At 60.9% G+C, this 19,854-nt stretch carries 21 protein-coding genes; 7 read left to right on the forward strand and 14 right to left on the reverse strand.

What is annotated here, in order from left to right; genetic code table 11:
• Window positions 1-21 precede the first annotated feature (21 nt).
• The gene (locus AB5Z02_RS11980; protein WP_139742496.1) at window positions 22-270 is read left to right on the forward strand and encodes a PepSY domain-containing protein; all 249 of its coding nucleotides are present in this window, start codon (window positions 22-24) and stop codon (window positions 268-270) included.
• Here AB5Z02_RS11980 and msrQ read toward each other — a convergent pair.
• Together msrQ and msrP are read right to left on the reverse strand one after the other, a co-directional pair.
• A complete protein-coding gene (gene msrQ / locus AB5Z02_RS11985) occupies window positions 267-893 on the reverse strand; it encodes a protein-methionine-sulfoxide reductase heme-binding subunit MsrQ (RefSeq protein WP_159158022.1) in 627 nt (208 codons plus the stop codon). The genes AB5Z02_RS11980 and msrQ overlap by 4 nt on opposite strands.
• Entirely contained in the window at window positions 884-1,885 is a 1,002-nt protein-coding gene (gene msrP, locus AB5Z02_RS11990; RefSeq protein ID WP_005356348.1) for a protein-methionine-sulfoxide reductase catalytic subunit MsrP, read from the reverse strand. The genes msrQ and msrP overlap by 10 nt, the downstream gene beginning before the upstream one ends.
• Before the next feature lie 368 nt (window positions 1,886-2,253).
• On the opposite strand from msrP, the gene AB5Z02_RS11995 reads away from it, so the two are divergent.
• Window positions 2,254-2,736, forward strand: a complete 483-nt coding sequence (locus AB5Z02_RS11995) for a DUF1097 domain-containing protein (protein WP_005339809.1) — start codon at window positions 2,254-2,256, stop codon at window positions 2,734-2,736.
• 1 nt (window position 2,737) lies between these two features.
• Here the strand turns inward: AB5Z02_RS11995 and AB5Z02_RS12000 are convergent, their stop codons facing one another.
• The 4 genes from AB5Z02_RS12000 to AB5Z02_RS12015 form a co-directional block, all read right to left on the reverse strand.
• The gene (locus AB5Z02_RS12000; RefSeq protein ID WP_368216056.1) at window positions 2,738-4,018 is read right to left on the reverse strand and encodes a sigma 54-interacting transcriptional regulator; all 1,281 of its coding nucleotides are present in this window, start codon (window positions 4,016-4,018) and stop codon (window positions 2,738-2,740) included.
• Entirely contained in the window at window positions 4,015-4,533 is a 519-nt protein-coding gene (locus tag AB5Z02_RS12005) for a hypothetical protein (RefSeq protein ID WP_013724185.1), read from the reverse strand. The genes AB5Z02_RS12000 and AB5Z02_RS12005 overlap by 4 nt, the downstream gene beginning before the upstream one ends.
• 5 nt (window positions 4,534-4,538) lie before the next feature.
• On the reverse strand, window positions 4,539-5,939 hold the full coding sequence (locus AB5Z02_RS12010; RefSeq protein WP_047440386.1) for a HAMP domain-containing sensor histidine kinase: 1,401 nt from the start codon (window positions 5,937-5,939) through the stop codon (window positions 4,539-4,541).
• A 103-nt stretch (window positions 5,940-6,042) separates the two neighbouring features.
• Window positions 6,043-6,135, reverse strand: a complete 93-nt coding sequence (locus tag AB5Z02_RS12015) for a YnhF family membrane protein (RefSeq protein WP_005339800.1) — start codon at window positions 6,133-6,135, stop codon at window positions 6,043-6,045.
• A 124-nt stretch (window positions 6,136-6,259) separates the two neighbouring features.
• Between AB5Z02_RS12015 and AB5Z02_RS12020 the strand changes: the two genes are divergently transcribed.
• Entirely contained in the window at window positions 6,260-6,835 is a 576-nt protein-coding gene (locus tag AB5Z02_RS12020) for a 2-amino-4-hydroxy-6-hydroxymethyldihydropteridine diphosphokinase (protein WP_368216057.1), read from the forward strand.
• Here AB5Z02_RS12020 and AB5Z02_RS12025 read toward each other — a convergent pair.
• Window positions 6,761-7,465, reverse strand: a complete 705-nt coding sequence (locus AB5Z02_RS12025) for an SDR family oxidoreductase (protein ID WP_088870349.1) — start codon at window positions 7,463-7,465, stop codon at window positions 6,761-6,763. The genes AB5Z02_RS12020 and AB5Z02_RS12025 overlap by 75 nt on opposite strands.
• A 162-nt stretch (window positions 7,466-7,627) precedes the next feature.
• Between AB5Z02_RS12025 and AB5Z02_RS12030 the strand changes: the two genes are divergently transcribed.
• Window positions 7,628-8,032 (forward strand): CBS domain-containing protein, encoded by a 405-nt coding sequence (locus AB5Z02_RS12030; RefSeq protein WP_005356342.1) that lies wholly within the window; start codon window positions 7,628-7,630, stop codon window positions 8,030-8,032.
• Here the strand turns inward: AB5Z02_RS12030 and AB5Z02_RS12035 are convergent.
• Entirely contained in the window at window positions 8,029-8,565 is a 537-nt protein-coding gene (locus AB5Z02_RS12035; RefSeq protein ID WP_005357578.1) for a DUF2301 domain-containing membrane protein, read from the reverse strand. The genes AB5Z02_RS12030 and AB5Z02_RS12035 overlap by 4 nt on opposite strands.
• Window positions 8,566-8,652: 87 nt before the next feature.
• Between AB5Z02_RS12035 and AB5Z02_RS12040 the strand changes: the two genes are divergently transcribed.
• A complete protein-coding gene (locus AB5Z02_RS12040) occupies window positions 8,653-9,417 on the forward strand; it encodes a substrate-binding periplasmic protein (RefSeq protein WP_368216058.1) in 765 nt (254 codons plus the stop codon).
• A 63-nt stretch (window positions 9,418-9,480) separates the two neighbouring features.
• Here AB5Z02_RS12040 and asnC read toward each other — a convergent pair whose 3' ends face one another.
• Window positions 9,481-9,942: a transcriptional regulator AsnC gene (gene asnC / locus AB5Z02_RS12045; RefSeq protein WP_005339783.1), complete on the reverse strand. Its 462-nt coding sequence runs from the start codon at window positions 9,940-9,942 to the stop codon at window positions 9,481-9,483.
• A 154-nt stretch (window positions 9,943-10,096) separates the two neighbouring features.
• On the opposite strand from asnC, the gene asnA reads away from it, so the two are divergent.
• Window positions 10,097-11,089, forward strand: a complete 993-nt coding sequence (gene asnA, locus AB5Z02_RS12050; RefSeq protein WP_058058982.1) for an aspartate--ammonia ligase — start codon at window positions 10,097-10,099, stop codon at window positions 11,087-11,089.
• A 299-nt stretch (window positions 11,090-11,388) separates the two neighbouring features.
• Here the strand turns inward: asnA and clpB are convergent, their stop codons facing one another.
• The 3 genes from clpB to rluD all read right to left on the reverse strand — a co-directional run bounded on the left by clpB (window position 11,389) and on the right by rluD (window position 15,995).
• On the reverse strand, window positions 11,389-13,962 hold the full coding sequence (clpB, locus tag AB5Z02_RS12055; RefSeq protein ID WP_005356335.1) for an ATP-dependent chaperone ClpB: 2,574 nt from the start codon (window positions 13,960-13,962) through the stop codon (window positions 11,389-11,391).
• Between the two features lie 202 nt (window positions 13,963-14,164).
• Window positions 14,165-14,902 carry a peptidoglycan editing factor PgeF gene (gene pgeF / locus AB5Z02_RS12060; RefSeq protein ID WP_368216059.1) on the reverse strand — a complete coding sequence of 246 codons (738 nt, stop codon included), beginning with the start codon at window positions 14,900-14,902 and terminating at the stop codon, window positions 14,165-14,167.
• A 112-nt stretch (window positions 14,903-15,014) separates the two neighbouring features.
• Window positions 15,015-15,995: a 23S rRNA pseudouridine(1911/1915/1917) synthase RluD gene (gene rluD, locus AB5Z02_RS12065; RefSeq protein WP_005339771.1), complete on the reverse strand. Its 981-nt coding sequence runs from the start codon at window positions 15,993-15,995 to the stop codon at window positions 15,015-15,017.
• A gap of 117 nt (window positions 15,996-16,112) precedes the next feature.
• Between rluD and AB5Z02_RS12070 the strand changes: the two genes are divergently transcribed.
• Complete coding sequence (locus AB5Z02_RS12070; RefSeq protein ID WP_019446583.1) at window positions 16,113-16,868, forward strand: outer membrane protein assembly factor BamD; 756 nt, start codon at window positions 16,113-16,115, stop codon at window positions 16,866-16,868.
• A gap of 135 nt (window positions 16,869-17,003) precedes the next feature.
• Here AB5Z02_RS12070 and AB5Z02_RS12075 read toward each other — a convergent pair whose 3' ends face one another.
• Together AB5Z02_RS12075 and AB5Z02_RS12080 are read right to left on the reverse strand one after the other, a co-directional pair.
• Complete coding sequence (locus AB5Z02_RS12075) at window positions 17,004-18,332, reverse strand: CoA-disulfide reductase (RefSeq protein WP_368216060.1); 1,329 nt, start codon at window positions 18,330-18,332, stop codon at window positions 17,004-17,006.
• A gap of 97 nt (window positions 18,333-18,429) precedes the next feature.
• Complete coding sequence (locus tag AB5Z02_RS12080; RefSeq protein ID WP_005341918.1) at window positions 18,430-19,830, reverse strand: L-cystine transporter; 1,401 nt, start codon at window positions 19,828-19,830, stop codon at window positions 18,430-18,432.
• Window positions 19,831-19,854 lie beyond the last annotated feature (24 nt).

Here is a 19,854-nt window from a genome sequence, read left to right on the forward strand (position 1 = left end):
TCTGCCAGCCATGAATCCGGAATGAATATGATCCCGCGCAGTTTCCTGCTGATCCTTTGCCTGTTGAGTGCCACAAGCTGGGCGGCCCAGAACCGTCTCGACATGGCCGGGCTGGTCAAACTCTTGCTGGCGCAAGGGTATCACGACATTCGGGAAGTGGAGCTGGAAGGGGACAAATTCGAGGTCAAAACCCTCAATCGCCAGGATCAGAAGGTGCATCTCATCGTCGATGCCTACACTGGCGAGATCAAACAACAAGAGGCCGATTAGGCCTCTTTTGCATTCCAGCGTCCCCGCATGGGGCGCAGCAGCTTCTCCCGTCTCGGCCAGAGCAGGGCGCAGGCCAGCAGCAGGTAAATGAGAGGCTCCCCCCAACCGCTCTTGAGCGACCACCAGTAATGCACCGGCACCAGCAGGGCGATGGCATAGACCCAGTTGTGCAGTTTCTGCCATGCGGCGCCCATGCGGCGCTGAAATACGGGCAGCGAAGTGATGCTGAGGGCGGCCAGCAGCAGCAATGCCACCATCCCCACCACGATATAGCTGCGCTTGACCAGCTCGCCGCCAATCAGGCCCCAGTCAAACTGCAGATCCAGCCCCAGCCACGCCATGAAGTGGAGCAGCGCCCAGGCAAAACACCAGAGCCCGAGGGGGCGGCGCAGCTTGATGAGCTGCCCCTGCCGCCAGCGCTTGGCTAGCGGTGACACCAGCAGGGTGAGCAGCAGCAGGTTGAGCGCCCCCTTGCCGAGGTAGTGGATAAGCTCTGGCACCGGATCGCCCCCCAGCAGACCTGCCGGAATGGCAAACCACAGCCAGAGCAGGAAGCCGAGAGCGCCCAGATGCACCAGTGCCCGCAAGCCGTTGATATGGGCCGGTTTCAATCTCAGTACCATTGGCGCAGATCCATCCCCTGATAGAGCGAGGCGACCTCGTCACCATAGCCGTTGAACATCAGGGTCGGCTGACGCTTGGCGCCAAACACCCCGCCCTCGCCGATAAAGCGCTCGCTGGCCTGACTCCAGCGCGGATGATCCACCTGCGGATTGACGTTGGCGTAGAAGCCATATTCGTTGGGAGCCAGCAGATTCCAGGTGGTCGGCGGCATCTCCTCCACCAGCCGGATCGAGACGATGCTCTTGATGCTCTTGAAGCCGTATTTCCACGGCACCACCAAGCGAATCGGCGCGCCATTCTGGGCGGGCAGGGTCTTGCCATAGAGCCCCATCGCAAGGAAAGAGAGAGGGTGCATCGCCTCGTCGATACGCAACCCCTCCACATAGGGATACTCGATGCCGCCCCCCAGACTGGAGGCCTGCCCCGGCAGCTGTTTCGGATCAAACAGGGTTTCGAAGGCGACAAACTTGGCGCGACTGGTGGGCTCGGCACGGCGGATGATCTCCGCCAGCGAGATCCCGTTCCAGGGCAGCACCATGGACCAGGCTTCGACGCAGCGCAGCCGGTAGATCCGCTCCTCCAGCTCGCTCTTGTTGATGAGATCCCACACATCGAGGGTAAAAGGCTTGGCCACCTCCCCCTCCACCTTGAGGGTCCAGGGTTCGGGCTTGAGGTAATGGCCGTTGCGAGCCGGGTCGGACTTGTCGGTGCCAAGCTCATAAAAGTTGTTGTAACTGGTGGCCTTCTCTTCCGGTGTCAGCACCAGATTGGCCGGGCGCTCGGCAGGCTTGCTGTTGAGCGGTTTGGTAGCTAACTGGGGGGCATCCTCTTTGCCGCGTAGCAGGTCGAGCACTCCGGCCTGAGTGGGAAACGCCAGGGTGGCCGCGCCCAGACCCAGCCCTTTGAGAATAAGGCGGCGGTCCTGATAGACGGCTTCCGGGGTGACATCCTGTTCGGTGAGGGGGTGGGCGGTACGACGCTTGATCAACATGAAAAACTCCCGGGGCTGAGTGAGGCAGTATGGATAAGACCCGCCCCGGCAGATTTTTATTTCACACAAATTTACATCATGTGGTGCAGGGGCAGTGCCTTGGCCATGGTGCCGACCAGAAACAGGACTACGAACACCAGCAGGGGAACGATCACATTTGGCGCCATCAGACTCACTCCATGAGCAGGACAGGGCCTCTAACTATGGCCGACTGTCAGGCCGGTCACCAATGAATTTTTTTCGCGAGCGCAAGCGTATTCCTGAGTTGAAAAGGGTGATGAAGATCACACACAATTCGGCCCCCGCTTGCCGCCCCGATTGCCGGGGGTAGGCTGCCCATTTTGCGAAGCCAACTGAAGAGTCGCCCCATGAGCCCACTGATCGCCATCGCCATCACCACTGGAATTCTCTCCGCCGTCTGGGGCTGGATTGCCGTCGCGTTCGGCCTTATCTCCTGGGTCGGCTTTCTCGGCTGCACCAGCTATTTCGCGTCAAGCGGCGGCTACAAGGCGCTGCTGCAGACCATCTTCTGCAACACCAGCGGCATGCTGTGGGCACTGCTGCTGATCCATGGCGACAGTCTGTGGGGAGCGGGTGTTGCGGGTTATGTGATGACGGGGGTGGTCGCCACCCTGATGTGCGTGCAGGCCAAACAGCAGTGGCTCGGCTACATTCCCGGCACCTTTGCCGGTTGCTGTGCCACCTTCGGGGCGGCTGGCGAGTGGCGGCTGATCCTGCCCTCCCTCATCATTGGCGCCTTGTTCGGTTACCTGATGAAGGCGAGCGGCCTCTGGCTCTCCCATAAAACCCAGAAAGCTGACGCCGCTCCGGCGGTGGTTGATCCCGCCTGATTTATCCCTTCGATTTGAAGTTTGCAGCTTCGATACCGTGCCGATTCAATAACTTGTAAAAATCGGTACGGTTTCTGCCCGCCATGTTGGCCGCCAGGGTCACGTTACCCTCGGTGGTGCGCAGCAAACGGATCAGATACTCCTTCTCGAATTCGGCCCGCGCCTCGTTGAACGAGGGGATGCCACCGCCACCGCCGCTCAGGGCGGACTCCACCATGGATACTCCGATCACCGGGCTGCAACAGAGGCTGGCGAGCTGCTCCACCACGTTGCAGAGCTGGCGCACGTTGCCGGGCCAGGCAGCGGCCGCCAGCATCGCCAGCGATTCGGGCGAAAAACCCATGGCGGCGCAGTCGCTGTGGCGGCTACGGTAGTCATCGAGCGCCTGTTGGGCCAGCAGGGGGATATCCTCACTGCGGGCACTGAGAGACGGCAAGGTGATATTGGCGACGTTGAGACGATAGAAGAGATCTTCCCGAAAGCGCCCCTCCTCCATCGCCTTGACCAGATCCTGATGGCTGGAGCTGAGCACCCGCACCTCCGGCGTACCCTGACCATACTCCTCCATCACCTGCAGCAGCTTGGCCTGCAGGGATTCGGAGAGGCTGCCAATCTCGTCGAGAAACAGGGTCGCCCCCTTGGCTTGCTCGAACAGACCGGACTGGCCATCTTCACCAAACAGCTGCAAGTCGAGTGACGCCCACGGAATGGCGGCACAGTTGATGGTATGAAGCGGCTTGTCGCGCCGCTGGCTGGCCTGGTGCAGCGCCTGCGCCATCGCCCCCTTGCCGGAGCCTGACGGCCCCATGATCAGCACCGGCACCTCCATGGTCGCAATGCTGTGAGCCTGGATCAGCAGCTGTTCCAGCTGGGGATTGCGGGTCAGGATCAGCGACTGCCACTCCTGCTGCTGTTTCGGCCGCGTCAGACTCAGCGCATGTTCGATGGTGGCGAACAGCTCATCCTTGTTGATGGGTTTGGTCAGAAAGCTGAAGACCCCGGAGCGGGTCGCCTGAATGGCGTCCGGGATGGTGCCATGGGCGGTCATGATGATCACCGGCAAACCCAGCCACTGGGCCTGGATCCGCTCGAACAACGCCAGACCGTCCATGCCAGCCATCCGCAGATCGCTCAGCACCAGATCGGCCCGTTGCTGACGCAACCGGTCGAGGGCCCCTTCCGCACTGTCGGCGGTATCCACTTCATAACCCTGACTGCGCAGCCGCATGCTCATCAGTTTGAGCAGGCTGACGTCGTCATCCACCAACAGGATCCGGCTCATGGTATTACCTCACGATTCTCGTTCAGCTTGCGCTGGTTGAGCTGGTCGTCGATAGCGGTCAGCTGCTCGATCTGGCGGCGCAGCCGCTGGATCTCCTGACTCTGGTCATCGCGACGGCTGTCGCGAGCCAGCAGCTGTTCGCCGAGGGCGATCCAGCTGCGCAAAAAGGCCTGCGCATCGAGACCCAGCTCGGGCAGCATCTGCTTCAGGCGCGCCAGACCGGCGGTGCGATTGGCCACCGATTCGGCGGGGTGGGAGTCCACCATGGCCAGACTGACCCGGCTCTCCAGATCGTCGGCCCCTTTCAGACGCTGACGCTCCTGCACCCGTTGCTGGGGGTGACTGGCCAGCAGCCAGTCGGAGTATTGCAGACGCACCTGCATCTCCTTGTTGGCAAACTCCATCCGCTTGGCAAAAGCGATATCGGAGGACTCCCGCTCTGCCTGTTGCGGCAGCAAGGAGCAACCCGCGAGCAGCCCTGCCATCAGAGCTGGAAATACGCGTTGTATCTTCATAGTCCTCATTTCAACGTCAACCTGAAACAGACATCCGCCTGTTCATCCTCTACCAGAACCAGTTCTCCCCCCAGGCTGTTGGCAGACTCGCGGGCGATGGAGAGGCCCATGCCCGAGCCTTTCAGGAGGCCTTGCCGCACTGTGCTGCCTTGCTCGAAGGGTTCAAAAATGCGTTGCTGATCGGCCACGGGGATCTTGGGCCCCTCGTTGGCCACTTCCAGCCAGCTTATCTGTTCATCCTGCCCTGCCCTGATCCAGATATTGCCTCCGCTGGCGCCGTAGCTGACGGCGTTGGAGAAGAGGTTATCGAGGATCAGTCGTAGCCGGTAGGGCTCCGCCCACAGGGTAACCGGCACGGTCGGCAAGTGTACACGGATCTGCTTGGACTCCAATGCCAGCCGGTACTCTGCAGAAAGTTCCGACAACATCGGCAGCAGGGGGACGGGCTCCAGTTCGAAGGCCTCCTGCTGACTGAGCCGGTTGAAGTCGAGCAGCCGCTCGATCAGGGTCTGCAAACGCCGACTGTTCTCGTCGAGCATCTGGCAGATCTCCAGCTGATCCGGCGTCAAAGGCCCGACCAGCTGCTCGCAGAGCAGATCCGTCCCTTCCCGCAGCACCGCCAGCGGGGTCTTGAGCTCGTGGGATACATGGCGCAGGAACTGGTATTTCTGCAGCTCCAGCTCCTTGAGTTTGTCGTGCAGCCAGACGATCCGCTCCCCCAGCAATACCAGCTCGGCAGGGCCGTCAACCGGCTTGGGATCGGGTTCGACCCCGGCCCCCAGACTCAAGATGCGCGACTCAATCTGTCGTACCGGGTGGATGATAAGGTAGGTGAAGATAAAGACCATCAGCAGGCTGAGCGCCGCCACCGCTCCACTCACCCACCAGAGCTCGCTGGTCAGTCCGGCGATGGTGAGCTGCACCCGATCCATGTGTTCGTCAACCCGGCTGCGGGTGACTATTTCGAGCTGCTTGTTGGCATCGTTGAACTGCTCGAGCTTGTCTCCCGCTACCGCCGCCCGGGCCAACGCGGCATCCTGCAGGCTGTCGAGCCAGGCCAGCCCCTGATCGAGCCCACTGTAGAGCTGGCCGTCGGTGATGGAGTTGCGATGTTCCGCCAGCAACACCCGATACCCGTCGAGTTGCTGCTGGTAGCTGGTGAGACTGCGGCGATCCCCCAACACCGCGAAGCGGCGCAAGGTGCGTTCGATATCGATGGCTTGCGCCGTCAGCAGGGTGGCGCGGCGGGTATCTTTGACCGCCCGCTCCATCTCGTCGCTGGTGAGCTGACTGAGGTGGGCAAGGGAGGTGCTGTTGTGCCAGATCATGCCGCCCAGCGGCATCAATACCAGCACAAATCCCATCAATACCACCTGCAGCAGGGAGCGTGGGCGAACCTTGGTCATCATCTCTTCTCTTGCATTCTCACCGGTGCGCCAGCATAGCCGCACCGCCCCAAAAAACAAAACCGGCCAACAGGCCGGTTTGTATTATCTGGATTGTGGTGATTCACGCCAACGCGACAGAGGCCAGACAGATAATCATGATCATCGCCAGCGCGCCCGAGGCGGTCAACAGCGCCCATTTCAGCTCCACACTCATGCAAACCTCCTTTCTGCCAATCAGTGCCGGATCACAATAGATAAGACAATGTTAAGCCATAGTTAATCCGATAACCGTGAGCTGCGTATACATTTCAGATGAGCCCAACCCAGGGAAGGTGAGCATGTTCTATCTGTGTAGCATTGGTTCCAATCTTGACCCGCATATCCATGTCAGCCGGGTGCTGGCCGAGCTGCTTGCGAACGTCGGCCCCCTGCGGCTGAGTTCGGTGATCCGCACCAAGCCGGTGGGAATGCACTCCAGCCACGACTTTCTCAACTGCCTGCTGGTGGTGGAGAGCCCGCTCGATGCCGCCCGCCTCAAGCAGTACTTTGTCGCCCTCGAAGTGGCTCACGGCCGGGATCGCAGCGATCCGCTCTGCAAGGTGCACGACCGGCCGCTCGACATCGATATTCTGGCCAGCAACAGGAGCGGTGACTTTGCCTCGACAGAGGTCGATTCCTATCTTGCGGAGCTGCTGGCCGAGCTCTATGGCCATGGCGAGGTGCATGACCCCAAGGTGGCGCTGCAAGTGACGCTCCCCGCCCCGTCGGGCAAGCTCAAACCCGGCAAAGGCTTGCTGACACGGCAGATCGGGCTGGAGCCGTTGGTGCTTGGCAAATCTTCAGAGAGTGGCCAGCGCGCGTCCGCCATCTACCTTGATGCTGGCCCCCGTCATATAACTGTTCCCCATCAGTAACTGCACCGCCTGCCAGATGGGCTCCAGTCCCCCCTCCCGCGCCAGCGGTGTTTTCGCCAACACCTGCTGGCGCCATGCCTCGTCATGCTCGTCGAGAAACAGGATCGGCCCCGGCTCTATGGTGTTGACCCGAACCGCAGGCGCCAGCTCGCGGGCAAAGCTCATGGCCAGCGAATGGGCCCCTGCCTTGGTCGCCACATAGCTGGCAAAACGGGGGGCCGGGGCATGGATATAGATATCGGTGATGTGAATTATGCTGGCGTTGGGATTGCTGGCCAGCCGGGGGGCCAGCGCCCGGTTTAGCTGGAAGGGAGCCGCCATATGTACCCGGTAGAACTGCTCGAACTGGGCCAGTTGCGCCGCCGGATCAGTTGCCTGCGGCTCGAAGGCCGAGGCGTTGTGGATCACCAGCGTCAGATCCTGATGGGTCGCCAGCACATCGATCAGCTTGCCAACGTCCTCTTCCCGACCAAAATCCGCCTGCACGAGCTCGACCCCCAGTGCCGCCAGCGTGGCCAGCTCCGGCCGCTCGCTGCGATAACTGCCCGTTACCTGCCAGCCCGCTGCCACCAGCTGTTCACAGAGATAAAATCCGAGTCGACGGCCGCAGCCCGTAACCAATGCACGCATACGATCTCCTTTCCCTTTCATGGTCTTGCATGAACGAAGCCCGCCTGCCAGCGGATCACCGCCGATGGCTTGTGCCTATCAATCCCTGCGGCACAAGCCATTGGTCGCGGGCCACCCACCCGCGTCATAGTGGCGGCATCCCCCTCTTGCGGAGTCACCACCATGCTGAAAGTACACCACCACATGGGTCGCCTGACCCACTCCCTCACTGCCGGACTCGGCCTGGCCGAGGCGCTGGATCGCCTGCATCAATCGGGTCTTGGCGGCCTGCCGGTGCTGGATGAGCAGAAACGGCTTATCGGCTTTCTTTCCGAACAAGATTGCATCCCCAGCCTGCTCACCGGCAGCTACCACTGCGATACCCGCACCCGGGTGGAGGATCTGATGAACCGCTCGCCCCTCTCGGTCGGGCCGGATGAGAGCATTCTGGATCTGGCTCGCCAGATGGCCGATGCCAAGCCCAAGATCTACCCGGTGCTGCAACAGGGCAAGGTGATCGGCATCATCAGCCGCCGTCAGGTGATGCAGGCCCTCAACCAGCAGATGAAGGTGTGCCAGCAGACCTAGATCTGGTAACGCCCCTTGTCACCGATATCGAAGTGCAGGGGCATCCGCCACTTGGCCAGCGCCAGCAAGGTCAACAGGGCCCCGCAGACCAGCGCCACCAGTGCGGCGGCCCACTCCACCCGCAACCACTCCAGCAGCCATAACGCCGGCAGCAATACGGGCACCAGCTTGATGCCGGGAATGGCGAAACAAAACTGCTCCTTGAACGCCAGCCCGGAGAGGGTCGCCAACGCCGCCCCCAGCACTAGCGCATCCGGTGCCCCCACCGCTGCCAGGGCCAGTGCGCCCCACCCAAATCCCTGCAGAATCAGGCGAATCCGCTTGTCGTAGATATGCAGCGAGAAGCCGCAGATTGCGCTTGCCACTGCCAGCGACATCAACCATTGTGCCGACGGGAGCAGTGCCATCCCGCTCAGCAGCGCCGCACCGCGGCAAAGCAGCAACAGGGCTGCCGCACTCAAGCCAAGGCGGTAGAGCGAGACGGTCAACTTGTCGATCCCGTCCAGCGGGCTCTCGATTTCAGGATTTGCCATAAACAGTCGCTTCTAACGGATCAGGTGCCATCCAATATACTGGAATCAGGTCTTGGAATATGTTCAAACGGGCTCAGGAGACGTAGTTTGCGTGTGATCCCCCTGTTTTGGTTGCTGTTTCCACTCGGATTGCCCGCCAAAGAGCTGGTGATCTGCGGCACCATGGAGCCCCCGCTCAAGTTTCTCGATGTCGATCAGAAACCCCGTGGGCTCGATATCGACATCGTCACCGCCATCTTCGACAAGCTGGAGACGCCTTTTAGGATCGAGCTGGCCGACTCCGGCGCCCGCCTCACCCGCAATGCCGAAACCGGCGCCTGCGACCTGGTGATGACCCACTCCTACAAGGCAGAGCGGGAGAGTTATCTCATCTATCCCCAACAGGCCCATCTTCGCCACAGCTGGCACTTCTTCGTGCGCAAGGCGGACCTGATGAAGATCCGCTACGAAACGCTGGCCGATCTCAAACCCTGGCGCATCGGCGTGACCAAGGATTTCTCCTACACCCCTGAACTGGCAGCGGCCATGACCGACCCGGCCTATCAGTTCCAGGAGATCACCATGAACCAGCTGCAACTGCGCAAACTGCTGGCCGGACGGATCGATACCGTGCCCATGCCGCTGGTCACCGCCTTCACCCAAATCAAGGAGGAGGGACTGACGGGTAAGGTCGATTACCTGCCCAAACCGCTCAAGAGCAGCCCCTACTTCAACACCTGGGCCCGCGCACGAGCGGATGCACAGACCCCCGCCCTGATGGAGGCCTACGATGCCGAACTGCTGCGCATGAAGCGCAACGGCAGCCTCAAGGCCCTCTACGACAAGTACGCCATCCCCTATATCGAACCCTGATCAAGGGGTCAGGGTTTCGCACGGGAGATGGATCTCTACGCCCTCCCCCTTATGCACTCCGACTCAAGGTTTCACGTCCCGCAGGATCGGATTCTGCAGCGAAATCAGGGTTTCAGTGGATTGGATCTCGTCGATGGTCTGGATCTTGTTGATCAGCACTATCTGCAGCTCGTCGATGGAGCGGGTCATCACCTTCATGAAGATGCTATAGTGGCCGGTGGTGTAGTAGGCCTCCACCACCTCGTCCAGCGCCTGCAGCTTGGCCAGTGCCGAGGGGTAATCCTTGGCGCTCTTCAGATTGATCCCGATAAAGCAGCAGACGTCGTAACCCAGCTTCTTGGGGTTAACCTGCACCCGTGTCCCCTCGATGATCCCCGCCTGTTTCATCTTCTCCACCCGCACATGGATGGTGCCCGGGCTGACCGCCAGTTGTTTCGCAAGTTCTGCGTAAGGGATCCGCGCATTCTCCATCAGAGCGGTGAGGATGGCCTGATCGAGATTATCGATTCGGTAATTTTCCGGCATTTTTTTGCACTCCCGTTGACGATACCTCATTAAATGACGGCTTATTTTGAAGAAAAAAATACACAAAGCCTATTTCTATTATCGAATATTGAATTTAGTTGGCATTCCGTTGAAGAATCACCACATCCAACGGGGTTTGAAACAGGAATTCAGCATGAAACAGCACTACATTCGCAGCCAACAGCAGATCAGCTTCGTCAAAGAGATGTTCTCCCGCCAACTCGCCCAACAACTGGGTTTGATGGAGGTGCAAGCCCCCATTCTGAGCCGAGTCGGTGATGGCACTCAGGACAACCTCTCTGGCCACGAGAATGCAGTGCAGGTCAAAGTGAAGACCCTGCCGGAGCACAGCTACGAAGTGGTCCATTCACTGGCCAAATGGAAGCGCCAGACCCTGGGTCGCTTCGGCTTCGGCCCGGGCGAAGGGATCTACACCCACATGAAGGCGCTGCGTCCGGACGAGGATCGCCTCACCCCCATCCACTCCGTCTACGTGGATCAGTGGGACTGGGAGAAGGTGATGCCGAGCGAGCGCCGCGATCTCGCCTATCTGCAAGAAACCGTGCGCGGCATCTGGGCCGCCATCAAGGCTACCGAGCGCGCGGTCTGCGCCGAGCATGAGCTGACCCCCTTCCTGCCGGCCGAGATCCAGTTCCTGCACAGCGAAGAGCTGCTGGCCCGTTACCCGGACCTCGATGCCAAGGGGCGCGAGCGTGCCATCGCCAAAGAGCTGGGCGCCGTGTTCCTGATCGGCATCGGCGGTGCCCTCTCCCACGGCGAACGCCACGATGTACGCGCCCCGGACTATGACGACTGGAGCAGCCACAGCGAGCTAGGACTGGCAGGCCTGAACGGTGACATTCTGGTGTGGAACCCGGTGCTGCAAGACAGCTTCGAGATCTCCTCCATGGGGATCCGGGTCGATGCCGAGGCGCTGCGCCGCCAGCTGGCCATCACCGGCGACGAGGATCGCCTGCAGTACGACTGGCACCAGGATCTGCTGGCCGCACGGATGCCGCAGACCATCGGCGGCGGCATCGGTCAATCCCGTCTGGCCATGCTGTTGCTGCAAAAAGAGCATATCGGTCAGGTACAGGTCGGCGTCTGGCCAGCCGAGATGAAAGCCGCCGTGCAAGGCATGCTGTAAACGCGTTGATTTCATCGGTCTGGCCTGCGCGCATTGGCACGCAGGTCAGCCCTGAAGGTGTGTGGCGGTGCGGACTGAACGAGCGCAGTCCGGACATGCTGTAAGTCGCGTGGTCATCCCTGATGACCCACGGCGAAACCGGGGCTTGCCCCTGCGACCCGCTCAACCCACGTCAGGTCGCTTCACTACATTCCTCCCGGCAATCTTCGGATTGCCGTTTTTTTGCGCCCGAATCCCTGCCACCAGATATGGCAACGCCAGCCCGAGGGCTGGCGTTGCAAACATCGATGCGAGACTGGTTACTGGGTCATGGTGAGGCCGTTGCTGTCGGCCCCCAGCACCAGTTTTTTGCCCGGCACGATGCGGCCGGAGAGCAGGGCCTGCGCCAGCGGGTTCTCCACCTTCTGCTGGATCGCCCGTTTGAGGGGCCGCGCCCCGTAGACGGGGTCGAACCCGGCATGCACCAGCTTCTCGAGCAGCGCTTCGCTCACCTCCACCTCGTAACCCTGAGCCTCGAGACGGCCCATCAGGCTCTTGAGCTGGATGCGGGCGATGGACTTGATGTGTTCCTCGCCAAGCGGATGGAACACCACCGTCTCGTCGATCCGGTTGATAAACTCCGGCCGGAAACTGCGGGTCAGCACATCCATCAGCATAGCCTTCATCTCGTCGTAATCCTTCTCGGAGTGGTGCTCCTGAATCAGATCCGACCCGAGGTTGGAGGTCATGATCACCACCGAGTTGCGGAAATCGACGGTCCGACCCTGACCATCGGTCAGGCGGCCATCATCCAGCACCTGCAGCAGGATGTTGAAGACATCGGGATGCGCCTTCTCCACCTCGTCCAGCAGGATCACCGAGTAGGGACGACGGCGCACCGCCTCGGTCAGATAACCACCCTCTTCATAACCCACGTATCCGGGAGGCGCCCCCACCAGACGGGCCACGCTATGTTTCTCCATGAACTCGGACATATCGATCCGCACCATGGCATCCTGGGTATCGAACAGGAACTCCGCCAGCGCCTTGCACAGCTCGGTCTTGCCCACCCCGGTGGGCCCCAGGAACAGGAAGGAGCCGATGGGGCGGTTAGGGTCGGAGAGACCGGCACGGGAGCGACGAATGGCGTTGGAGACCGCATCGACCGCCTCCTCCTGACCAATCACCCGGCTGTGCAGCTGATCTTCCATCCGCAGCAGCTTGTCGCGCTCCCCTTCCAGCATGCGGGCGACCGGAATACCGGTCCAGCGGGCCAGCACGTCTGCGATCTCCACATCGGTGACGCGGTTGCGCAGCAGACTGGTCTCCTGCATCTCGGCCTGAGTGGCGAGATCCAGCTGTTTCTCCAGCTCCGGAATGCGGCCATATTGCAGCTCGGACATCCGACCCAGGTCGCCTGCGCGGCGCGCCACATCGAGATCCTGACGGGCCTGCTCCAGTGCAGCCTTGATATGCTGGGTGCCGGCGAGGGCGGCCTTCTCGGCCTTCCACACTTCGTCCAGCTCGTTGTATTCCCGATCTTTTTCGCCAATCTCCTGATTGATCAGCTCCAGACGCTTGCGGCTGGCGTCGTCGTCCTCCTTCATCAGCGCCTGCTGCTCCAGCTTGAGCTGGATGATGCGCCGCTCGAGGCGATCGAGCGCCTCCGGCTTGGAGTCGATCTGTAGCCGGATGCTGGCCGCCGCCTCGTCGATAAGGTCGATGGCCTTGTCCGGCAGCTGACGATCCGCAATGTAGCGGTGCGACAACTGGGCCGCCGCCACGATGGCAGGATCGGTGATCTGCACATGGTGGTGCAGCTCGTAACGCTCTTTCAAGCCACGCAGGATGGCGATGGTGTCCTCCACGCTCGGCTCTTCCACCAGCACCTTCTGGAAACGGCGCTCAAGCGCTGCATCTTTCTCGATGTACTGACGGTACTCATCCAGGGTGGTGGCACCGACGCAGTGCAGGTCGCCACGGGCCAGCGCAGGTTTGAGCATGTTGCCCGCATCCATGGCCCCCTCGCCCTTGCCGGCGCCGACCATGGTGTGCAGCTCGTCGATAAAGAGGATGACGTTGCCCTCCTCCTTGGCGAGATCGGTCAGTACGGCCTTGAGCCGCTCTTCAAACTCGCCGCGATACTTGGCCCCGGCCACCAGCGCCCCCATGTCCAGCGACAGCACCCGCTTGTTTTTGAGCCCTTCCGGCACTTCGCCGTTGATAATGCGCTGAGCCAGCCCCTCGACGATGGCGGTCTTGCCGACACCGGGAGCACCGATCAACACGGGGTTGTTCTTGGTGCGGCGTTGCAGCACCTGAATGGTACGGCGGATCTCGTCATCGCGGCCGATCACCGGGTCGAGTTTGCCGATTTCGGCCCGCTCGGTCAGATCGATGGTGTACTTCTCCAGCGCCTGACGGTTCTCCTCGGCGTTGGCATCCTCCACTTTCTTGCCGCCACGCACCTTGTCGATGGCCGCTTCGAGTTTTTCCTTGGTCAGCCCCTGAGCACGCAACAGCTCGCCCAGCGTTCCCTTGTCGTCGAGGGCCGCCAGCACGAACAGTTCGGAGGAGATGAACTGGTCCTTGCGCTGCTGGGCCAGTTTGTCGCAGACGTTGAGCAGGCGGCCGAGGCCGTTGGAGAGCTGCACGTCCCCTTCTACGCCGCTGACGCGCGGCAGGCGATCCAGCTCCTCGCCGAGGCGGGAGCGCAGGGCATTGATATCCATCCCGGTCAGGGTGAGCAACGGACGGATGGAGCCGCCATCCTGATTGACCAGTGCGGTCATCAAGTGAACGGGTTCGATGAATTGGTGGTCACGACCCAGCGCAAGAGACTGGGCATCGGAAATAGCAATCTGGAATTTGCTGGTCAGGCGATCGAGGCGCATTGCACTCCCCCTTCAAACAGGCAGACGCCGCTTGCGCGGCAAACAACATAACTTTCTGAGATGAAAGATGAGGCCCGTACGGGCTATTTCAAGGGCATGGGCTGGTTATTTTTTCTGCAAAGCGGGGAGAGGGCAGGATCCCCGCCTCTCTCATACGGATCTGTTCTTGAGAGAGACGGGGTATTACTTGGCGGGTGATTGCTTAGCGGGCCAACCAGATGAGGGAGGCCATGCGACCGGTCTGGCCATCGCGACGATAAGAGTAGAACAGCTCGCTATCGCTGAAGGTGCAGTATTCGCCGCCATAGACGGCGGTAACGCCGGCACGGGCAAGGCGCAGCCGAGCCAGCTGGTAGATATCCGCCAACCATTTGCCGTCGTTGGACGAAGGGACGAACGTCGCTTCTGCTTCAGCCTGCTCAGCCATAAAGGCCTCGCGCACCTCTCCCCCCACTTCAAATGCGGTAGGGCCAATGGCTGGGCCCATCCAGGCCAGGACCTCGCCCGGCTCGCAGCACATGGCGGCGATGCTCGCCTCCAGCACGCCCTCTTTCAGTCCACGCCAGCCTGCGTGGGCCGCTGCGACCACGGTACCTGCCCGATCGCAGAACAGCACCGGCAGACAGTCAGCAGTCATCACGATGCAGGCCAGCTCCGCCTCATGGGCGCAAGCTGCGTCGGCATCCGGCGCCAGCTCATAATGGCTGCTGACCGGATGAACCACGGTGCCGTGCACCTGATTGAGCCAGTTAAGGGGCCCCGGGATGGCGGCCGCCTGCTGCAAGCGGGCGCGGTTAGACCCGACTCGCGCCGGTTCATCCCCCACATGGGCGCCCAGATTCAGCCCGGCGAAAACCCCCTCGCTTACCCCGCCATCCCGAGTGGTTGACAGGGCTCTGACATTGGCCGGAGCTGGCCAGTCGGGTTCGATCCATTTCATCTGTGACTCCTTCAATTCACCGATATAAAAACGGGGCTCCTGCAAGGGAACCCCGTTTGGCATCTGTTCGGGCCGGATGACGCCAGAAACCGACGCAGCAGGCCCTATCGCATCAGTTCCAGACTAAATCATCCGGATTGGCGAGAGTATCCGCGCGCAGCACTTCCATCAGCTCCACCATGTCTTGCGGTGTAGCTGAATGCCACTGCATCACTTCACCCGTGATGGGGTGAGCCAGTTGCAGCATGGTGGCATGCAGCGCCTGACGGTTGAAGTTGCGCAGTGCCTGGGTCAGCTCGGGGGTCGCGTTGCGCAGCGGGCGCAGACGGCCACCGTAAGCGGGATCGCCCACCAGCGGGTGTTTGATGTGCGCCATGTGGACACGGATCTGGTGGGTACGGCCGGTCTCCAGACGCAGACGCAGACGGGTGTGGCCACGGAACTTCTCGTGAACCCGGTAGTGAGTTACGGAAGGACGACCATTGGGCACCACGGCCATATGGGTACGCTGGGTCGGGTGACGGCCGATGGGCGCATCGACGGTGCCACCTGCGGTCATGTGACCGATGGCGATCGCTTCGTACTCACGGGTGATCTGGCGCGCTTGCAGCGCTTCCACCAGATGGGTCTGGGCGGGTACGGTTTTGGCAACCACCATCAAACCTGTGGTGTCTTTATCCAGACGGTGCACGATACCGGCGCGGGGCACCTCGGCAATGCCGGGGTAGCGGTGCAGCAGGGCGTTGAGGATGGTGCCATCCGGCGTACCTGCGCCCGGGTGAACCACCAGTCCGGCCGGTTTGTCGATCACCAGAATGTGTTCATCTTCATAAACGATGTTGAGCTCGATATCCTGGGCATCCCAGCGAGTATCATCTTCCAGCTCGACATTCACATGCACCTGCTGCCCGGCCAGAATCTTCTCGCGCGGGGTGTTGGCAACCTGACCGTCCAGGGTCACTCTGTCCTGTAAAATCCACTCCTTGATGCGGGTGCGGGAGTAGTCTGGAAACAATTCGGCCAGGGCCTGGTCGAGTCGCTGCCCGAATTGGTGATCCTGGAATTCGCCTGTCAGTTCAATATGCTGGCTCATGTATGGTCTCTTGAGCGGGGGGTATCAATTCGAAATAATCCGGGTATTCTAGCTTTTCTTTTAGCCAAGCATAACGGATACTTTGCCAATTTCGTGGAAATGGACCGGATGTTGTTGATGGGAAAGAAGTCTCACCTGCTGATGTCGCTCGCCTTGGTCGCTACCTTGATCACAGGCTGTTCCAGCACCAAACCCAAGGTACCCGACGAACCGCCGGAGACCCTGTACCAGAAAGCACGCCTCAAACTGGACGTTGGCAATTACGTGCAAGCCACTGAATTGCTGGAGGCTTTGGACTCTCGCTACCCGTTCGGCGCCTACTCCAACCAGGTGCAGCTTGACCTCATCTATGCCTACTACAAGCAGGATGATACCGCTCAGGCGATCGCCAATATCGACCGTTTTATCCGCCTCAATCCGGCGCATAAAAATATCGATTACGTCTTCTATATGCGCGGCCTGACCAACATGGCGGCGGATTACAACTTCTTCCAGAGCCTGTTCGGTATCGATCGGGATGACAAAGACCCTGCTTATGCCCGTCAGGCATTCCAGGACTTCAAGACCCTGCTGCAGAACTACCCCAACAGCGTCTATGCCGCCGATGCCCGCGCCCGCATGATTGGCCTGAAGAATCGTCTGGCCCGATATGACCTGAGCGTGGCCGAGTATTACGTGAAGCGTGATGCACTGGTCGCGGCCGCCAACCGGGCCAAGCTGATTGTCGAGACCTACCCCGACACAGCCGAAACCGAGAAAGCGCTGGAGATCATGGTAGAGTCTTACGACGCCCTGAAGATGCCGCAGCTGGCCAAGCATGCCCGCGAAGTGCTGGCCAAGAACTACCCGGAGAACCGCCTCGGCCGTGGCTGAGTGATACGGATAAACCGGTAACAAAAAACCGATGCCAAGGCATCGGTTTTTTTATCGCTGCAATTTACCCTCAGCTATTACCCGTAGATTGCTCTGCAGAGCAGAATCTGCGTAACGACGCAGTCATCGCAACGCTTACTTCGCGACGTTACCCGCCACGTTCAGGGCATCCCAGGTGCGGGAGAAGGGCGGCGCGTAGGCAAAATCCAGCATGCCGAGCTGATCGGTGGTCACTCCCATGGTGATGGCCACCGCCAGCGCGTCGATGCGGTGGACCGCCCCCTTGCGACCGAGGATCTGGCCGCCCAGCAGCCGCTTGCTGCCCGCCTCATAGACCAGTTTGACGTGAATGTCGGACTGACCCGGGCAGTAGTTGGTGTGGCACTTGTCCTTGATCACCACGGTGCGGTAATCGATGCCCATCGCCTTGGCTTCCTGCTCGGAGAGGCCGGTACGGCCCGCCTCCAGCCCCAGCACCTTGAGCGCGGCAGAGCCCAAAGTGCCCGGGAACTCCTGCTCGGCTCCGGCCAGGTTCTCGCCCACCATGCGCCCCAGCTTGTTGGCGATGGTGGCGAGTGGCACATAGACCTGCTGCTGCTTCACGCTGTGCCAGACGCTGGCACAGTCACCGGCCGACCAGACGTTGGCCAGCGAGCTGCGCCCCTGACGGTCCACCTTGATGGCGCCGTTGCCGAGCCGCTCGATGCCGGTATCAGCCAGAAACTCGGTGTTGGGCTTGACCCCGGTGCAGACCACCACGATATCGGCCTCGTACTCGCCCTGGCTGGTTCGCACGCCGGTCACCCGGCCATCCCCCAGCAGCGCTTCAACCCGCTCACCCAGATGGAGGGAGACCCCCTGTTCGCGCAGTTCAGTCTCGATGTGCTGGGTGATCTCGCCATCAAACGCATCGGGGATGACCCGATCCGCCAGCTCGATGAGACGCACCTCTTTGCCCTGATGGACCAGCGCCTCGACCACTTCAAGCCCGATAAAACCGGAGCCGATCACCACGGCGCGGCGATTGTTTTTGTCTTGTACCGCCGCCTTCAGCGCCAATCCGTCGGCCATCCGGCGCAGACCGAATATCCCCTCCTGCTGCAAACCGGGGATGGGAGGCATCACTTCCCGGGCACCGGTGGCGATCATCAGGCGATCGTAGCGATCGGTGAAGGTGTCGCCGTTGTGCTCGACTGTCAGCGTCTGCGCGGCAGCATCCAGACTCAGCACCCGATGGCCAATCTTGACCTCGATCCCCTTGGCGGCGAACTGCTCGGGGGTGAACTCGGCCATGTAGCCGGGCTCCTGGAACTCGTCGCCAACGAAGTAGGGCAAGCCGCAGGCACCGAAAGAGATCACCTCGGAGGCCTCATACACCACGATTTCGGCATCGATGGCCAGTCGGCGCGCCTTGGCGGCCGCACTCATACCGGCGGCTTCGCCACCGATGATCAGAATTCTCATTGTTTTTCCTCTCAATGGCGCAGGGAGGGCATGCCCTCCCTGCGGTCTATGACGGGAAAGGGACGCCCCTTTCCACGGGCAGATCAACCGACGCAAATCAGACGGTGGACTCTTCGCCGTCCAGACTCACTTCGTGATCGCTGTTGAACACATGCATGTCGGTCTCGCCCATCAGGCGGCTGGTGACCGTCCCTGCGGTGATGGAGCCGGAGACGTTGAGCGCGGTACGGCCCATGTCGATCAGCGGCTCGATGGAGATGAGCAGACCAGCCAGTGCCACCGGGAAGTCCAGTGCGGAGAGCACGATCAGTGCGGCAAAGGTGGCGCCGCCGCCAATCCCGGCCACCCCGAAGGAGCTGACGGTGATGATGGCGATCAGGGTCATGATGAAGCCGGGATCCATCGGGTTGACCCCGACAGTCGGCGCAATCATCACGGCCAGCATGGCCGGATAGATACCGGCGCAGCCGTTCTGGCCGATGGTGGAACCGAAGGAGGCGGCGAAGTTGGCGATCCCCTCAGGAATACCCAGCGACTTGGTCTGGGTCTGCACGTTCATCGGAATGGAGCCCGCACTGGTGCGCGAGGTGAAGGCAAACGCCAGCACCGGGGTGATCTTCTTCAGGAAGCGCAGCGGATTGATGCCGACCATGCTCACCAGCAGCAGGTGCACGACAAACATGATGGCGATGGCGCCGTAAGAGGCCATCACAAAGCTGAGCAGGTTAAGAATATCCGCATAGTTGGAGCCGGAGACCACCTTGGTCATCAGCGCCAGTACGCCAAACGGGGTCAGGCGCAGCACCAGAGTCACCATTCGCATTACGATGGCATGAGCCACGGCCACGAAGTGGCTGAAGCTGGCGAAGATCTCCGGCTTCTTGCGGGCGATGCCGGTAGCGGAGAGGCCGATGAAGATGGAGAAGATCACCACGGCGATGGTGGAGGTCTTGCGCGCCCCGGTCATGTCGAGGAAGGGGTTGGCAGGAATGAACTCCAGCATCATCTTGGCGAACGACATGCTCTCGACGCTGCCGAGTGTAGTCTGCAGCGCGGCGCCACGGGCGCTTTCGGCAGCACCGGAGGTGAGTCCTTCAGCGGTCAGGCCAAACAGGTTGGACATCAGGATGCCCGCCCCGGCGGCGATGGCGGTGGTGAAGATCAGCACGCCTATGGTCATGGCGCTGATCTTTCCCAGCGCAGTGCCGCCATTGAGCTTCAAGATAGCGCTGATGATGGAGACCATGATGAGCGGGATGATGATCATCTGCAGCAGCTTCACATAGCCGCTACCCACGATATCCAGATAGTCGATGGTCTGAACAATGACGGGCGAACCTGCACCGTAAAGCAGTTGCAACGCGGCGCCGAACAGAATACCGAGCCCCAGACCGGCAAATACCCGGCGGGTGAAGCTCACATGTTTTTCCTGTAACCGGTAGAGAAAGAACAGCAAGATGGCGGCGATGGCCAGATTGCCGATAACGCTAAATGTCATGGTATGACTCCCCAAAAAGCAGGC

The sequence above is a fragment of the Aeromonas sp. R2-3 genome, assembly GCF_040908375.1.
Classification (GTDB): Bacteria; Pseudomonadota; Gammaproteobacteria; order Enterobacterales; family Aeromonadaceae; genus Aeromonas; species Aeromonas veronii.

Excerpts from the sequence above, each read along its gene's own strand:
- pgeF (WP_368216059.1), bottom strand. The coding sequence starts at position 14,902 with ATGAAATGGATCGAACCCGACTGGCCAGCTCCGGCCAATGTCAGAGCC.
- msrP (WP_005356348.1), bottom strand. The coding sequence starts at position 1,885 with ATGTTGATCAAGCGTCGTACCGCCCACCCCCTCACCGAACAGGATGTC.
- AB5Z02_RS12005 (WP_013724185.1), bottom strand. The coding sequence starts at position 4,533 with ATGAAGATACAACGCGTATTTCCAGCTCTGATGGCAGGGCTGCTCGCG.
- AB5Z02_RS12025 (WP_088870349.1), bottom strand. The coding sequence starts at position 7,465 with ATGCGTGCATTGGTTACGGGCTGCGGCCGTCGACTCGGATTTTATCTC.
- AB5Z02_RS12070 (WP_019446583.1), top strand. The coding sequence starts at position 16,113 with ATGGGAAAGAAGTCTCACCTGCTGATGTCGCTCGCCTTGGTCGCTACC.
- asnC (WP_005339783.1), bottom strand. The coding sequence starts at position 9,942 with ATGCCGGAAAATTACCGAATCGATAATCTCGATCAGGCCATCCTCACC.
- AB5Z02_RS12080 (WP_005341918.1), bottom strand. The coding sequence starts at position 19,830 with ATGACATTTAGCGTTATCGGCAATCTGGCCATCGCCGCCATCTTGCTG.
- AB5Z02_RS11980 (WP_139742496.1), top strand. The coding sequence starts at position 22 with ATGAATATGATCCCGCGCAGTTTCCTGCTGATCCTTTGCCTGTTGAGT.
- AB5Z02_RS12035 (WP_005357578.1), bottom strand. The coding sequence starts at position 8,565 with ATGGCAAATCCTGAAATCGAGAGCCCGCTGGACGGGATCGACAAGTTG.
- asnA (WP_058058982.1), top strand. The coding sequence starts at position 10,097 with ATGAAACAGCACTACATTCGCAGCCAACAGCAGATCAGCTTCGTCAAA.
- msrQ (WP_159158022.1), bottom strand. The coding sequence starts at position 893 with ATGGTACTGAGATTGAAACCGGCCCATATCAACGGCTTGCGGGCACTG.
- AB5Z02_RS12075 (WP_368216060.1), bottom strand. The coding sequence starts at position 18,332 with ATGAGAATTCTGATCATCGGTGGCGAAGCCGCCGGTATGAGTGCGGCC.
- AB5Z02_RS12010 (WP_047440386.1), bottom strand. The coding sequence starts at position 5,939 with ATGACCAAGGTTCGCCCACGCTCCCTGCTGCAGGTGGTATTGATGGGA.
- AB5Z02_RS12030 (WP_005356342.1), top strand. The coding sequence starts at position 7,628 with ATGCTGAAAGTACACCACCACATGGGTCGCCTGACCCACTCCCTCACT.
- AB5Z02_RS12000 (WP_368216056.1), bottom strand. The coding sequence starts at position 4,018 with ATGAGCCGGATCCTGTTGGTGGATGACGACGTCAGCCTGCTCAAACTG.
- AB5Z02_RS12020 (WP_368216057.1), top strand. The coding sequence starts at position 6,260 with ATGTTCTATCTGTGTAGCATTGGTTCCAATCTTGACCCGCATATCCAT.
- AB5Z02_RS11995 (WP_005339809.1), top strand. The coding sequence starts at position 2,254 with ATGAGCCCACTGATCGCCATCGCCATCACCACTGGAATTCTCTCCGCC.
- clpB (WP_005356335.1), bottom strand. The coding sequence starts at position 13,962 with ATGCGCCTCGATCGCCTGACCAGCAAATTCCAGATTGCTATTTCCGAT.
- AB5Z02_RS12015 (WP_005339800.1), bottom strand. The coding sequence starts at position 6,135 with ATGAGTGTGGAGCTGAAATGGGCGCTGTTGACCGCCTCGGGCGCGCTG.
- rluD (WP_005339771.1), bottom strand. The coding sequence starts at position 15,995 with ATGAGCCAGCATATTGAACTGACAGGCGAATTCCAGGATCACCAATTC.